Below are 15,074 nucleotides of genomic sequence, written 5' to 3'. Positions count from 1 at the left end.
GTATATTCCTGTCTTATGTTGGCTACACTACTACTAAATCTGACAAACTATTACCTTTTCAATTAGATTTAGGAGTGATGAAGATGCCTAAAGTAAGGCAGGATGCCTGGTCTCATGAAGATGATTTACTATTAGCGGAAACGGTGCTGAGGCACATCAGAGAAGGCAGTACACAACTGAAAGCTTTCGATGAGGTCGGTGATCTGTTGAACCGGACATCTGCAGCCTGCGGGTTCCGCTGGAATGCTGAAGTCCGCCAGAAATATGAACAGGCCGTTGAACTGGCTAAAAAACAGCGCAAGGAAAAGAAAAGGAAAGAGGCCAAAGAACAGCAGGCGTATCAGAAACCTCAGCCGGCTGCTTATTATCCACCATCCCCTGATCCGGAAGATTTCAAGCTCCCAGATCAGGAAACGACAGAAGCCGAATCCCCTTCGATGGCTCTCCAGGAAGAGATCGGCTTGAACGAAGTCATTCAGTTCCTTAAGGAGCTTCAACAGGAATCTTCCGGTCAGACTGGTGTCCAGGCCCGCCTCAATGAATTGGAGAAGGAAAATCAATCCCTATCCGAGCAGAACACCCAGCTTCATAGAAAACTGGAATCCGTGACAGAAGATTATCAAGCCTTGATTCAAATTATGGACAGAGCCAGAAAAATGGTTATGTTCGATGAACCTGAACAGGATTACAAGCCGCAGTTCCGTATGGAAAAGAACGGGAATCTCGAAAATATCGCCAGATAAATGCAAAAGAGGAGCTCTCTATTCAGAGAGCTCCTCTTTGTACATAAAAAAACCAATCCCAATCGTGCCGTTGCATCATGAGTTTTGAACCCGCTCTAGGCAGGTGGGTGCCCTGTTCCACATTTCTTGCGTCCTCCCATCAGTGATGGTTATGAGGCGTGCATTCCATGTGGAAACACCAGGCTCCCGTATCAAAAATGTTCGGTCAAAACGTACATTCGAACAACGTACACATCAGGATTGGTTTCTTTAATTTTGTAAATTCATCTTAGCATATTTACATAAGCTTATCAAGAATGAAGATGAAAATTTACTGGTCAGATTTCAATGTTTCCGACGGCTTCAATTGAAGATGAAGTTCATCCAGCTGAGCTTCACTGACCGTGCCGGGGGCTTCCGTCAATAGATCGGACGCAGAGGCCGTTTTAGGGAACAGAATGGTATCCCTCAAGTTTGTCCGTCCGGCAAGAAGCATCACAAGACGGTCAAGACCAAAGGCAATTCCTCCATGTGGAGGCGTCCCATATTCCAAAGCTTCAAGCAGGAAGCCGAATTGCTCTTCCGCTTCTTCCCTGCTGAAACCAAGCACATCAAACATTTCATTCTGCATTTCTTTTTCATAAATACGAAGGGAGCCACCGCCAAGCTCATATCCGTTCAGGACGATATCATACGCTTCCGCCATCACATCACGAGGGTTTTTCTTCAATTCCTCCAGATCCCCGCCGGCAGGCATCGTAAACGGGTGGTGAGCTGCGAAATAGCGGCCGGCTTCTTCGTCGTATTCGAATAACGGCCAGTCGGTTACCCATAAGAAGTTGAATTTCGTTTCATCGATAAGGTCGAGGCGGCGCGCAAGTTTCTGGCGCAGTGAACCGAGGCTGTCCCAGACGATCTCCGTTTTATCCGCAACAAACAGAAGGAGGTCTCCGTCTTCCGCTTGAAGCTTATCTTTTATGGCTCCAGCCTCTTCTTCAGCGAAGAATTTGGCAATTGGACCGTTGAATTCCCCGTCCTTCACTTTCAACCAGGCCAGTCCTTTCGCTCCGTACACTTTGACGTCTTCGGTCAGCTTATCAATATCTTTTCTGGAAAAGGCATCCGCCTGTCCCTTCACATTGATGGCGCTGACCTGTCCTCCGGATGCTACCGCACTATGGAAGACTTTGAATCCGGAATCCTTCACAACGTCTGAAAGATTGACCAGTTCAAGTCCGAACCGGGTGTCCGGTTTGTCTGAACCGAATCGTTCCATCGCTTCTGTGTAGGGCATACGTACAAACGGCGTCTCAATATCAAGTCCTTTGACTTCTTTCATGACGCGCTTCATCATCCGCTCTGTCATGGCCATGATATCCTCTTTAGTCATAAAGGATGTTTCAATATCCACCTGAGTGAATTCGGGCTGACGGTCGGCACGAAGGTCTTCATCACGGAAACAGCGCGCAATTTGATAATATTTTTCAAAACCTGAAATCATCAACAGCTGTTTAAATAACTGAGGGGACTGCGGCAGCGCATAAAACTCACCCTCATGTACACGGCTCGGAACAAGGTAGTCACGGGCCCCTTCCGGCGTGCTCTTCGTAAGCATCGGCGTTTCCATATCCAGAAACTCCTCTTCGTTAAGGAAGCTGCGGATGGACTGGGTCGTCTGGTGACGCATTTTGAACGTTTCCTGCATTTCTTTTCTTCTAAGGTCAAGATAACGGTATTTCAAGCGGAGGTCCTCAGATACCTCGGACTGCTCTTCGATCATGAATGGAGGAGTTTTAGCCTTGTTAAGGATCGTCACTTCCTGGGCAGCGACTTCAATTTCCCCAGTTCCAAGATTCACATTGACCGTTTTAGGATCACGTGCAACCACATGCCCCTTGACTTCCAGTACATACTCACTTCTTACGTCTTCCGCTGTCTTGAGAGCTTCTGCGGATGTTTCAGGGTTGAATACCACCTGTACCAGTCCGGAACGATCGCGCAGATCAATGAAAATTAAACCGCCCAGATCCCGACGCTTCTGCACCCAGCCTTTTAAAGTAACTTCCTGTTCTAGATGTTCTTTGCGGATCGTTCCGCTTTGAGTTCGTGTCATCTTACTTTCCTCCTGCCATCTGTTCTTTCATATATTCAATCACCGAACCAAGTTCGATTTCCTTCTGTTCGCCTGTGGCCATTTCCTTCACATTGATGACCCCGTTTTCAAGTTCCTGTTCTCCCAGGACAAGTACGTATTTCGCATTCAAGCGATCCGCTGACTTGAACTGGGCTTTCATTTTCTTACCCAGATAATCCTTGTCAACTTGAAGACCGGCCAGACGCATGGCATCTGCAAGACGGACCGCTTCGACCTGCGCTTCGTTGCCAAGAGCCACGACATAACAGTCCAGATCTTCATCGACAGGCAGCTCAACACCTTCAGCCTCCAGAGCCATCAGAAGGCGTTCAATGCTCATTGCAAAACCGATGCCGGACGTTTCCGGGCCTCCGACTTCCTGAACAAGCCCTGTGTAACGGCCGCCTCCGCTTAATGTCGTAATCGCACCGAACCCTTCTGCTTCACTCATGATTTCAAAAGCGGTGTGATTGTAATAATCAAGACCTCGTACAAGATTCGGGTCAATGACATATTCAATACCCATCGCATCCAGGTAACTTTTCACTTTCTCAAAATAATCTTTAGAATAGTCATTTAAGTATTCCAGGATGGAAGGAGCCGTTTTCATGGCCGGGTGATCCTTGTCCTTTTTACAATCCAGCACACGCAGCGGATTTTGATCAAGGCGTACCTGACAATCGGAACACAGCTCTTCACGATGTGGATCGAAGTGACGGACAAGCGCCGCCCGGTGAGCTTCACGGCTTTCTGCATCCCCAAGGCTGTTCAATACCAGTTTCAAGGAGGAGAGGCCGAGTTCCCTGTAGGAATTCAAAGCAAGGGACAGTACTTCTGCATCAATCGCCGGATCGTCGCTTCCGAGTGCTTCAATGCCGAACTGAACGAACTGGCGCATTCTTCCCTGCTGCGGACGCTCATACCGGAACATCGGCCCCATGTAGAAGTATTTGGACGGCTGGTTCGGCAGGCCGTAAATTTTGTTCTGGACATAAGCCCGGACTACAGAGGCGGTGCCTTCCGGACGAAGGGTAATACTGCGCCCCCCACGGTCTTCAAATGTGTACATTTCCTTTTGTACGATATCTGTGCTGTCGCCTACTCCCCGCTGAAACAATTCTGTGTGTTCAAAAATCGGGGTTCTGATTTCTTTATAATTAAAGCGGCGGCACAAATCCACCAGCTTCTGCTCCACGTACTGCCATTTTTCTGATGTACCCGGCAGAATATCCTGCGTACCTCTCGGTGCATTGATCGTCATAATTATTCCTCCTGTCATTTCAACCATTTTTTCCCACAAAAAAATCCGTCCCTTTTCCTGTTACGGAAAAGGGACGGATTTAACCGCGTTGCCACCCTGATTGGAGCTTCCTGCAGCTCCCGCTCAAAACAGTTAACGCCTGTGTACGTCTATGCCTACTCTAAGGATTTCGACATAGAACCTAAGGAATGTCTTTCGTCTGCACGTGACGGGGGGATACTTTCAGCCTATGGTATTCCCTCTCTGTCCGCATGGATGCTGATTACTTTTTCCCTCAACGGTTTTTTCGTTTCATGTTAGAATTGATTTCTATCATATATTCTCCTTTCCACTTATGTCAAGTTGATGCTTCGATAAAAGTATGAAAATAATTCACAAACTTTGAAGGATACCAAAGTCTTTTGTCGAATAGTGAAAGGAGCTTATTGAAATAGGAGGTGGAAAAATATTGAAAAAAGGACTTTTTCTTATTGTCTTTTTATTAGCTGCTTTCAGCATGCTGGAAGCTGAAAGCAGGACGGTGCATGCGGATCAAGCCGTCATTCAGGTGGATTACCTGAACGTAAGAACAGGTCCTGATACAAGCTACAACCGGATCGGCCAGGTGCACGCCAACGAAACGTACACCATCGTCAAAGAGCAGAACAACTGGCTGAAAATCAAATGGAATGGCAAAACCGGATGGGTAGCTAAATGGCTTACCACTGTAAAGAAGGAAACCTCACAGGCTTCCGGTACGTATTATTCCAAGTATGATTACTTAAGGATCCGCTCTTCGGCGGGACTGGACGGAAAAATCAAAGGGTACTTGATGAAGAATGATGTCGTAACTCCGCAGAAATCCAGCGGGAAATGGGTGTATATCCAGCACGGCAGCATCAAAGGCTGGGTGCATGGGGATTATCTGGCCCAGAAGAAATCATCCACTTCTTCATCCGGAAGCTCGTCATCCAATGAAAGCTCCGGCAGTCAATCTGTTATTGGAAAGATTGAAGTAGACACACCGGTCCTGAATGTTCGTAGTCAAAATTCAACAAAAGGGACCATCCTGACGCAGATTAAAAAAGACGAGGTTTATGAATACATAAACGAAAAGGATCGCTGGTACCAGATCAAGTGGGGAAACGGCCGGACAGGCTGGGTGGCCGGCTGGCTCGTCGATCCTGTGAGCGGAAACAGCTCCTCAGGGACGACAACGGCGAATGCAGCCGTCACACTGGACTACAACTACACCAATATCCGCAGTGGTCCATCGACAGGATATAAAGTTGTAGGGCAGGCTCATAAGGGCGATCAATTTGATGTCATCGCTGAAGAGGGACGCTGGTATAAGATCAAATTCAACGGCAGTACAGCCTATGTCGCCGGATGGATTGTCACGGAAACGACAAAAGGCGCCCAGCATACCAATTATTCTTCAGGATCTTTGAAAGGAAAAACGATTATGCTTGACCCCGGTCACGGCGGGCGTGATTCAGGCGCCGTTGGAAGAGCCGGAAGTTACGAGAGTGATCTGACGTTGAGTACAGCTCTTATTTTGAAGAAACAACTGGAGCAGGCTGGTGCGGACGTCCTGATGACAAGAAGCAGCAATGAGTATGTCGGTCTATCAGCGAGAACTTACTACTCCAACGCTTCCAGTGCCGACGCATTCATCAGTCTTCACTACAATAGTGCTCCTTTGTATATTTCAGCAACCGGATTGAATACGTACTATTATCATTCCAGAGACAAAAACCTTGCCTCAGCGCTTCAGGCAGGCATGGTCCAAAAAACGGGCCTGCGGGACCGCGGAATTAAATACGGCAACTTCCATGTTATCCGCGAGAACCAGAAACCATCTGCACTATTGGAGCTCGGCTTCATTTCGGATGCCCGTGAAGAGCAGACCGTACGTACATCCTCCTATCAGCAGAAAGTCAGCCAGGGGGTTGTCCAGGGACTTATTCAATATTTTAAATAAGCTGGACTTATAACAAAACAAAAACAGCTGCGGGAACGATTCCCGCAGCTGTTTTTTATCGGTCTTTACTATCCAGAATAAGAGTGACAGGTCCTTCGTTCGTTAACTGCACATTCATCATCGCTCCGAAAGAACCGGTTTCCACCTGGACTCCCTGATCCATCACCATCTTATTAAAGGACTCATAGAGCTGAGCGGCTGTATCGGGCCGGGCAGCCCCCATAAAGTTCGGCCGGCGGCCTTTACGCGTATCCCCATACAACGTGAACTGGGAGATGGACAGCATCTGCCCCTCGACGTCCTTAAGAGAATGATTCATTTTCCCGTGCTCATCTTCAAAAATCCTCAAATGAGGAATCTTATCAGCTAAATAACGGGCGTCTTCCTCTGTATCTTCATGTGTAACCCCAAGCAGGATTACGAGACCGCGCTCGATACTTCCGACCGTTTCATTTTCAACAGTAACAGAAGCATCAACCGCACGCTGGACAACGGCTTTCATCTTCTATTCCCCTTTTTACTGCATAACACGGCGTACCGTGTATACTTCCTGTATTTGTTTGATCCGTTCCACAATTTTTCTCAAATGATTTGTATTCTGAATCAGAATCGTAATGTGGATGGTCGCCATTTTATTCCGGTCTGATTTACCCGAAACAGCAGTAATATTGGTTTTCGTTTCATTGACCGCCTGCAGCACTTCGTTCAACAGGCCTCTCCGGTCGTAGCCCCAGATTTCCAAATCGACATGATACTGTTTGGAATCGGTGACCGATGTCTCCCATTTTACAGGAAGAAGACGTGTCTGCGCTTCCTCTGTGTGGACGTTCGGACAATCGGTACGGTGGACCGACACTCCACGCCCTTTGGTAATATAGCCGATGATATCGTCACCGGGTACCGGGTTGCAGCACTTGGAAAGCCGCACTAACAGATTGTCGACACCTTCGACGCGGACACCGGAATCCTTTTTACCTTTTCTGGAAGGCTTCTTGATTTCCGTTGTGCTTACATCAGCCAGGGTCTGCTCAAGATCCTGCTCCTTCTGCTTCTGCTTCCTTATCTTCTCCGTAAGTCTGGTAGCAATCTGAGCCGCAGTTATGCCTTGGTATCCGACAGCAGCAAACATATCTTCTTCATTGGCAAAATTGAACTTCTCAGACACTCGGTTCAGGTTGTCCTGCGTATATACATCTTTCGGCTGAAGACCGAAATTCCGGATTTCCCGTTCCACCAGCTCTTTCCCTTTGGACGTATTTTCGTCCTTCTGCTGCTTTTTGAAGAACTGCTTGATTTTGTTTTTAGCCTGAGATGTCTGGGCCAGTTTAATCCAGTCTTTTGAAGGGCCGTATGCATGCTTGGACGTCATGATTTCCACAATGTCACCGGTTTTCAACTCATAGTCCAGCGGCTCCATTTTTCCGTTGACCTTGGCGCCGATTGTCTGATTCCCCACTTCTGTGTGAATACGGAAAGCAAAGTCTACAGGGACAGAGCCGGAAGGAAGTTCTATGACGTCCCCCTTCGGCGTGAAGACATAGACCATGTCGGAAAAGAGATCGACTTTCAGCGATTCCATAAACTCTTCGGCATCATGAGTTTCACTCTGCCACTCCAGAATCTCACGGAACCATGTCAATTTCTCTTCAAACGATTGTCCGGATACGGTCTGCCTGCCTTCCTTATAAGCCCAGTGGGCGGCAATTCCGTACTCGGCAATTTCATGCATTTCATGGGTACGGATCTGAACCTCCAGCGGGTCGCCTTTCGGGCCGATCACTGTTGTATGAAGGGACTGATAAAGGTTCGGCTTCGGCATAGCAATGTAATCCTTGAAACGGCCGGGCATCGGTTTCCAACAGGTATGGATGATTCCAAGAACTGCGTAACAGTCCTTAATGCTGTTCACGGTAATTCTAACGGCTAACAAGTCATAGATTTCATTGAACTGCTTGTTCTGCAGCACCATCTTCCGGTAGATGCTGTACAGGTGCTTCGGCCTTCCGTTTAAATCGGCACCAATGTTCACATCGTCCAGCTGTTCACGGATTTCATCGATCACTTCTTCGATGTAATGCTCACGTTCGTTCCGCTTCTGCTTCATCAAGTGAACAATCCGGTAATACTGCTGCGGATTTAAATACCGGAGCGCTGTATCTTCCAGCTCCCACTTAATCGTTGAAATCCCAAGACGGTGGGCAAGCGGAGCGAAAATCTCCAGCGTTTCATTGGAAATTCTCCGCTGTTTTTCAGCCGGAAGGTGCTTCAGTGTTCTCATATTATGCAGACGGTCAGCCAGCTTAATAAGGATGACACGCATATCCTTCGCCATAGCTACAAACATTTTCCGATGGTTTTCCGCCTGCTGAGCTTCCTTGGACTTGTATTTGATTTTACCTAATTTGGTAACGCCATCGACAAGCATGGAAACCTCTTCATTGAAAGCTTCCTCAATCTGCTCCAGTGTAATATCCGTATCCTCCACAACATCGTGCAGGAATCCCCCTGCAACCGTCTCAGGATCCATTTCCAGATTGACCAGTATCCCTGCAACCTGAATGGGATGGATAATATAAGGTTCACCGGATTTGCGGAATTGACTGCTGTGCGCTTCTTCTGCGAACGCATAGGCACGGCGAATAAAAGCCAGGTCCGACTCATTTAAATACTGACTCGCCTGTTCTATGACCTCTTCCGCAGTTAGAACTGTATCTTTCGCCATTCAATCACCCTGATTCCTTTAAGACTTTCTAAAGTTATTTGTCATCATTATCAAAAAAAGCACCTTCTTTGTAAAGTCATACACTTCAAGCGCTTGTAAAACAAAGAGCGCCCTAAAGAAAGGGCACTCTTTTCTATTAATATTGCATCAATGTCAATACGTCGTTGTTTTTCAATTTTTCACGGCCATTCAAATACGTAAGTTCAATTAAGAACGCGCATCCGGCTACTTCTCCACCCAGCTGCTCAACAAGGTCAATGGTCGCTTCAATCGTTCCACCAGTAGCCAGCAGGTCATCCACAATCAAAACACGCTGACCAGGCTTGATGGCATCCTTGTGAATAGTCAGGACATCTTTGCCGTATTCCAGACCGTAATCCACTTTGATGGTTTCACGAGGGAGTTTCCCTTCCTTACGTACCGGCGCAAAGCCGATTTCAAGAGCATAGGAAACCGGGCATCCTACGATAAAGCCACGCGCTTCCGGACCTACGACAATATCAATTTCCAGCTGTTTCGCGTACTCTACAATCTCGTCAACAGCGGACTTAAAGGCAGGGCCGTTATCCATCAATGGGGTGATGTCCTTAAACTGGACGCCTTCTTTCGGCCAGTCCTGTACGATTGCAATATGTTCTTTATAATCCATTAACTACTTCCTCCTTGACTTGCTTCGAACGTTGGTTCAGATAGCGGTCGAACCATTCCTTCAATTCTTTATATGTGGAATAATATAGCGTTTGTTCCATTTTCAACTGTTCTTCGCGTTCGATGTAAAGCGAAGATTCACGTAAATCTTTTTGAGATGGTTCGGATTCAACCGTTAAAATCCCATCTTTTATTTTAACAAACTGAAGTTCAAAAAACACCTCTGAAATAAATTCCACCATGGATCGGTCCCAGCCTTTTCTCCCGGCCAGAAGATCCGCTTCTTTATTCATGTCAAAACGGCCGCGCTTCAACAGCATACCATAAAACCACTTGAAGTGGTCCCGTGACGGCCATGTTTTTAGGAAGGTACTCTCTTCCAGGTGATAGCAGGCATACACCTTCTTCACTTGAACGGCCTCCAGCATGGATGTCAGCTCCTTCATTTCCCGCGGCAGATCCAGAATCAGAAGGCCGTCCCACGAAGATTCATCCATGACCTGTTCCGGTTTCAGAACGGGGAGGTCGAACGGGGCTGCCTCTTTATCTTGGAAACTTACAGCCCCATACTTTTCCTGTGGCGGCACAGCTATATTTTTTTCAAGATGCCTGGACCCGCGGTGATCAAAAAGCTGCCACTCTGTTACGCTGATGTCCCTGATCATGACCTGAAGGTTTTTCCTTCCATTCCACTCATTGACACCCAGCTCCCCGACAAAGTCCATAACAGCATGCGGAGACAGCTGTGTATACAACTCTCCAAGGCCAAAAGCAATGCCGTCCACTTTTACCTGCTCACCTTGGAATTGGAATTTCAGATGGTTTTTTTTACTTCCTATCAACCGTACTTCTTTAGGGGTATGCTTGAGATGAAACAAAGGCTTAGGGTTACCCATACCGAACGGCCGGAGCTGATCAATTTCTTCAATCTGCTTCAGAGAGACATCGTCCACAGCTACAGTGGTTTCTATGTCAAGCACCTGTTGGTAATCATCAGCAGACAGCTTTTTCCGTGCAATGCCGATCAAGTCTTCTCTCAAGGCATCCAGCTGATCCAGCTCTACGGTCATTCCTGCTGCCTGGGCATGTCCCCCAAAATGAAGGAACCGGTGACGGACTTCCATACAATTGGTAAACATATCAAAGGCATCGATACTACGGGCCGAACCTTTGGCTACCCCTTTTTCGGAATCAACGCCAAGAACGATGGCGGGCCTGTCAAACTGACGGACAAGCTTGGAAGCTACAATACCGAGCACACCAGGATTCCATCCTTCCTTGGCTACAACGATGACTTCATCAGCCACGCCCTGTTCATTCACAACCATCTCCTCTGCCTCTTTGGCAATGGCAGCCACGATCTTTTGACGCTCCTGATTCAACTGGTTGATAAAAGCGGCCATTTCCTGAGCCTCTTCCAAACTTTCGGACAACAAAAGGTCAACCGCCGGAGCGGCGTCCTGAAGACGGCCGACAGCGTTGATTCTCGGGCCGATGGTGAAACCGATCGTTTCCTCATCCATCTCCCCTTCAATCGAACAGACATTCCGGAGGGCCTGAATCCCCGGCCTTTTGGACTGGGAGATCGCCTTTAGACCAAAGTAGGAAAGGACGCGGTTCTCATCAACAAGAGGGACAAGGTCCGCAATGGTGCCGATGACAACAAGATCAAGAAAATGCTTCGGACATTCTCCTAAAAGGGCGTGAGCGAATTTAAAAGCAACGCCGACGCCTGCCAATTCCTGAAACGGGTAATCCGCTGATGTTTTCGGATGGATGATGGCAAACGCATCAGGAAGGGTTTCCTGGACTTCGTGGTGATCGGTAATAATTAAATCCAGACCCAGCTCTTTGGCAAACGCCGCCTCTTCGACTGCAGCAATTCCTGTATCGACGGTTATAATGACGCCATACCCGGAATCGAAGGCAAATTGGAAGGCTTCCTTATTCGGGCCGTATCCTTCTGTGAAACGGTTGGGAATATAAAAGTCGCATTCCACCCCAGCCTCTCTCAGCGCCTCAATCATAAGGGTAGTGGAGCTGACCCCGTCTGCATCATAATCGCCGAACACAAGCACAGGCTCCCCGGCTGCGGCAGCCTCTTTCACGCGTGCAACAGCCTTTTCCATCCCTTCCATCAGAAATGGATCATGCAGTTGCTCAAAAGACGGGTGCAGGAAACGCTGTTCCGCCTCCGGCTCAAAAATCCCCCGCTTTTCCAACAGCTGCTTCGTAAGCGGCGTCAGTCCGCCCGGGCGGCTGCTTCTATCTCCCTGGACCGGATCGTTATATGTAATTTTCCACTTCATCTTACTTTCTATCATAAGTTCACCCCTGACCCATCTATTATACAAGAGCGGATCAGGGGTAGCAAATGCAATTATGTGATGTTTTCCCTGGAGTCATTCTCTTCACCGGCTTCAGAGGCGGGCTCTGTTTTCTCTCCGTTTTCCTTCTCGAATGCCTGCAGTTTTTCCAGCAAGGACCGTTTCTCTCTTCTTAATCTGAAGTAGCGGACGGCCCCTACAGAGGCTGTAGCAAGACCTCCAAGCAGCACGGAAACGAGAATAACAAGAATTAATGGAGCCTCCCCGGTTCCGAATAGATAATTGACCTGCACAGACTCGACGTTGATGACCGCAAACACAGCAATGACAACAGCAAAAATAAGAGCTGAAATGATGTACGTTTGACCTTTCATAGAGCATCTCTCCCTTTTCATATCCTATCACTAAAGATATACCCGATCTCTAAACAAACAAAAAGCGGTCTTTCCACCAGGAAAGACCGCTTGATCAGGACCATACTCCATTCCCCGAAGGAACGGTTACACCTGAGGTCCGTCATTACGCTTTTTCTTCACATAGTTGATCGGCTTATCTTTGATATTTCTTCCGCGCCAGACGAGCCATAGCTGGGACGCAATAAACAGGGACGAATATGTTCCTGCCAGTAGTCCGATGACAAGGGCGAAAGAGAAATTCGTAATCGATGAGGCACCGAAGACGAGCAGCATAACCGCTGCAAAGATGACCGTAATCACCGTATTGAAACTTCTAGCCAAGGTCTGCATTAAGCTGTCATTCACAATCTTAGCCAGCTCCGTAAAGGACTTGACTTTCTTCTTCAGTTTCAAGTTCTCCCGGATCCGGTCAAACGTAACGATGGTATCGTTGACAGAATAACCGACGATGGTGAGAATGGCTGCAATAATCGTGATATCGAATTCCAGCCTTGTAATGCTGAAGAAGGCGAGAATGAAGAACGCATCATGCAGCAGAGCGATAATGGCGGTAATCGCAAAGAATATTTCAAACCGGATCGTTACATAGATGATGATACCAATCGAAGCATAGAGAACAGCAAGCGCTGCGTTTTTCGCCAGTTCCTTGGCCACAATTGGAGAAACTGTACTGATATTCGGTGTATTACCGAACTCCTCTTCATAGTACGACTGGATGTCAGCTACTTTGTCCTTGCTCAGTTCAGAATCAAACCTCGCAACGGCAATTTCATTGTTATCCCCTGAAATGACGACCTGCTCAGGAGAAACATCAAATTCACTTTCCATTGTCTCCTCCACTTGAGAAGCGGTTATATCCCCGTCCGATAAAATGGAGACACGGGAACCATTGGAGAAATCTATGCCGAGATTGAGTCGGAAAACAGACAGCGCAAGAACACCGGCTGCGATCAGGACAATGGAAATCGTGAAGAACAACTTCCGCTTGCCTACAAAGTTAAAGGAACGCTTCATGAAGGTGGCATCCACTTCTCCACCATCTTCTATATTTTGAATCTGCTCCGGTTTAACTCCGAACCAGCGCGGACGTTTATTGAGGAAGCGGCTCTTCACCCACAAACTCATAAACAGGCGCGTGCCATATACCGCTGTTACGAAACTCACCAAAATACTGACGATCAGCATCGTAGCGAAGCCTTTTACCGAACTTGTACCGAAAATGAACAGCACACCGGCCGCAATCAACGTGGTTATGTTTGCATCCATGATGGTGGACAGCGAGCGCTTATTCCCTGCTTTATAGGCAGACATCAGCGACTTGCCTGATTTCAGTTCCTCTTTGATCCGTTCATAAGTAATGATGTTGGCATCGACGGCCATCCCCACACCCAGAATCAAGGCAGCGATTCCCGGGAGGGTCAGAACCCCGTTCATCAATTCAAACACAACTAAAATCAAATAAATATAGACGGACAGCGTCAGAGATGCTATGACACCCGGGAACCGGTAGTAGGCTATCATAAACAGGAAAATAGCGGCTACGCCGATCACTCCCGCGATGATCGTTTTGTTCATCGCCTGTTCCCCGAATTGCGCCCCGACGGAATTGGAATACGTTTCTTCCAGATTCACAGGCAGAGAACCTGCATTCAAAACGTCGGCCAGCTGCTGGGCTGACTCAACGGTGAAGTCGCCGCTGATCTGAATGGAATTGCTGCGGATCGGTCCATTCTCCCGGAAGGACGGTGCTGAAATGTATTCAGGATCCGCTGAACCATACTGTTCTGCAAAGGATGTATCCTCATCGTAATCCAGCCAGATGACAAGCAGATCGTCCGGGTAAGGGGTCGATGGATCATCCGGTGTATTATAAACTTCCTCTGAAACATCGTAAAACTCGGAGGCGCTTTTCACCTTCAAAGTTACGACCGGTTCATTTGTATTTGGATCGAAGGACTGCTGGGCACTCCCTTCCACTAAATCGGATCCGTCAAGAAACAGCTTTCCATCTGTACTTCTGAATGTTAATTCCGCTGTTGTGGAAAGCAGTTCCCTTGCCGTCTGCTGGTCCTCCACACCGGCCAGCTGCACACGGATCCGCCCGTTATCTTCAATGGATATGTTGGTTTCACTGATTCCCAACGTGTTGACACGCTGACTCAATGATTCCGCCGTGGCTTCCAATACCTGCTCATTCACTTCCTGGTCTTCGTTGAGAGGCTCTACGTCATAAAGAATTTCAAAGCCGCCCTGCAGATCCAGTCCTAATTTGATATCTTTTGTAACTCCAGTAATCGTCGTCCCAATCGTAGCTGCCAACAACAGCACCACGATGAAAAAGGCGACAATCCGCCCTCGTTTCACCATTCGCTTCTGCTCCTCCTTTATGTATCCCAGCACGGGGAATGGCCCCGTATGGTTGTACAAAACAGGGTCCGGTCTTTCCCGTCCCTATTCTACTACTTTTTACTTTTTTCGCAACAGCATCCGTGTAAAGCTGTGTTTTTATTCCGATTCTGTCTGGTTGAGTGCTTCAATAGACGCGAGCAGATCATCATTTTGATAGGCTTCAACCGTCAGGTAACTTGTGTATGTATGACTGGATAAATGAAAAATATCCTGAACCACCTGGTGAAGCCTCATTTCCGGCTCCCCTTTCCATACTTTGGACATCAGACAATTCCAGATTTCCGCTTCTGTCGCACGCGGATAACCAAGCAGTCTGAATTCCTCCGCTTTACTCTTTGTCACAGGAGCTACTTCCTTTTTCCACAATCCGACACGCTTATAAGGTTCCATATCGATACTCCTCACTTCATCATTTCGTAGAATCCGTAGTCATGCCTTGTCCACGATTGAGCATATACTTCATTGTATCGGA

Annotated in this window: 11 protein-coding genes, 1 other RNA gene and 1 other annotated feature; of the genes, 2 read left to right on the top strand and 10 right to left on the bottom strand. The window is 47.7% G+C overall.

All coding sequences use genetic code 11. From position 1 onward, the window contains the following. Positions 1-83: 83 nt before the first annotated feature. Positions 84-743: an RsfA family transcriptional regulator gene (locus H615_RS0111550; protein ID WP_027955299.1), complete on the top strand. Its 660-nt coding sequence runs from the start codon at positions 84-86 to the stop codon at positions 741-743. A 51-nt stretch (positions 744-794) separates the two neighbouring features. Here H615_RS0111550 and ssrS read toward each other — a convergent pair. The 3 genes from ssrS to hisS all read right to left on the bottom strand — a co-directional run bounded on the left by ssrS (position 795) and on the right by hisS (position 4,117). Further along, positions 795-987, bottom strand: a non-coding RNA gene (gene ssrS / locus H615_RS22080) — 6S RNA. A gap of 66 nt (positions 988-1,053) precedes the next feature. Further along, entirely contained in the window at positions 1,054-2,835 is a 1,782-nt protein-coding gene (gene aspS, locus H615_RS0111545) for an aspartate--tRNA ligase (protein WP_027955298.1), read from the bottom strand. 1 nt (position 2,836) lies between these two features. After that, complete coding sequence (gene hisS, locus H615_RS0111540; protein WP_027955297.1) at positions 2,837-4,117, bottom strand: histidine--tRNA ligase; 1,281 nt, start codon at positions 4,115-4,117, stop codon at positions 2,837-2,839. A 66-nt stretch (positions 4,118-4,183) separates the two neighbouring features. Then, positions 4,184-4,404, bottom strand: a binding site (T-box leader). A gap of 161 nt (positions 4,405-4,565) precedes the next feature. Between hisS and H615_RS0111535 the strand changes: the two genes are divergently transcribed. Continuing rightward, positions 4,566-6,080 carry an N-acetylmuramoyl-L-alanine amidase family protein gene (locus H615_RS0111535; protein WP_027955296.1) on the top strand — a complete coding sequence of 505 codons (1,515 nt, stop codon included), beginning with the start codon at positions 4,566-4,568 and terminating at the stop codon, positions 6,078-6,080. A gap of 55 nt (positions 6,081-6,135) precedes the next feature. Here H615_RS0111535 and dtd read toward each other — a convergent pair whose 3' ends face one another. The 7 genes from dtd to H615_RS0111500 form a co-directional block, all read right to left on the bottom strand. Next, positions 6,136-6,582, bottom strand: coding sequence for a D-aminoacyl-tRNA deacylase (gene dtd, locus H615_RS0111530; RefSeq protein WP_027955295.1), 447 nt, complete (start codon positions 6,580-6,582; stop codon positions 6,136-6,138). Between the two features lie 15 nt (positions 6,583-6,597). Continuing rightward, on the bottom strand, positions 6,598-8,802 hold the full coding sequence (locus H615_RS0111525) for a RelA/SpoT family protein (protein ID WP_027955294.1): 2,205 nt from the start codon (positions 8,800-8,802) through the stop codon (positions 6,598-6,600). Between the two features lie 136 nt (positions 8,803-8,938). Continuing rightward, positions 8,939-9,451 carry an adenine phosphoribosyltransferase gene (locus tag H615_RS0111520; protein ID WP_027955293.1) on the bottom strand — a complete coding sequence of 171 codons (513 nt, stop codon included), beginning with the start codon at positions 9,449-9,451 and terminating at the stop codon, positions 8,939-8,941. Continuing rightward, a complete protein-coding gene (gene recJ, locus H615_RS0111515; RefSeq protein WP_027955292.1) occupies positions 9,441-11,774 on the bottom strand; it encodes a single-stranded-DNA-specific exonuclease RecJ in 2,334 nt (777 codons plus the stop codon). Before recJ ends, H615_RS0111520 begins: the two co-directional genes overlap by 11 nt. A gap of 56 nt (positions 11,775-11,830) precedes the next feature. Next, positions 11,831-12,151: a LapA family protein gene (locus H615_RS0111510; protein WP_027955291.1), complete on the bottom strand. Its 321-nt coding sequence runs from the start codon at positions 12,149-12,151 to the stop codon at positions 11,831-11,833. Positions 12,152-12,277: 126 nt separating this feature from the next. Next, positions 12,278-14,560 (bottom strand): protein translocase subunit SecDF, encoded by a 2,283-nt coding sequence (secDF, locus tag H615_RS0111505; protein ID WP_027955290.1) that lies wholly within the window; start codon positions 14,558-14,560, stop codon positions 12,278-12,280. A 138-nt stretch (positions 14,561-14,698) separates the two neighbouring features. After that, complete coding sequence (locus tag H615_RS0111500; protein ID WP_035532011.1) at positions 14,699-14,992, bottom strand: post-transcriptional regulator; 294 nt, start codon at positions 14,990-14,992, stop codon at positions 14,699-14,701. Positions 14,993-15,074: the final 82 nt, after the last annotated feature.

It is taken from the genome of Halobacillus kuroshimensis DSM 18393 (genome assembly GCF_000425705.1).
Classification (GTDB): Bacteria; Bacillota; Bacilli; order Bacillales; family Halobacillaceae; genus Halobacillus; species Halobacillus kuroshimensis.
This window is presented reverse-complemented; position numbering and strand designations above follow the sequence as displayed.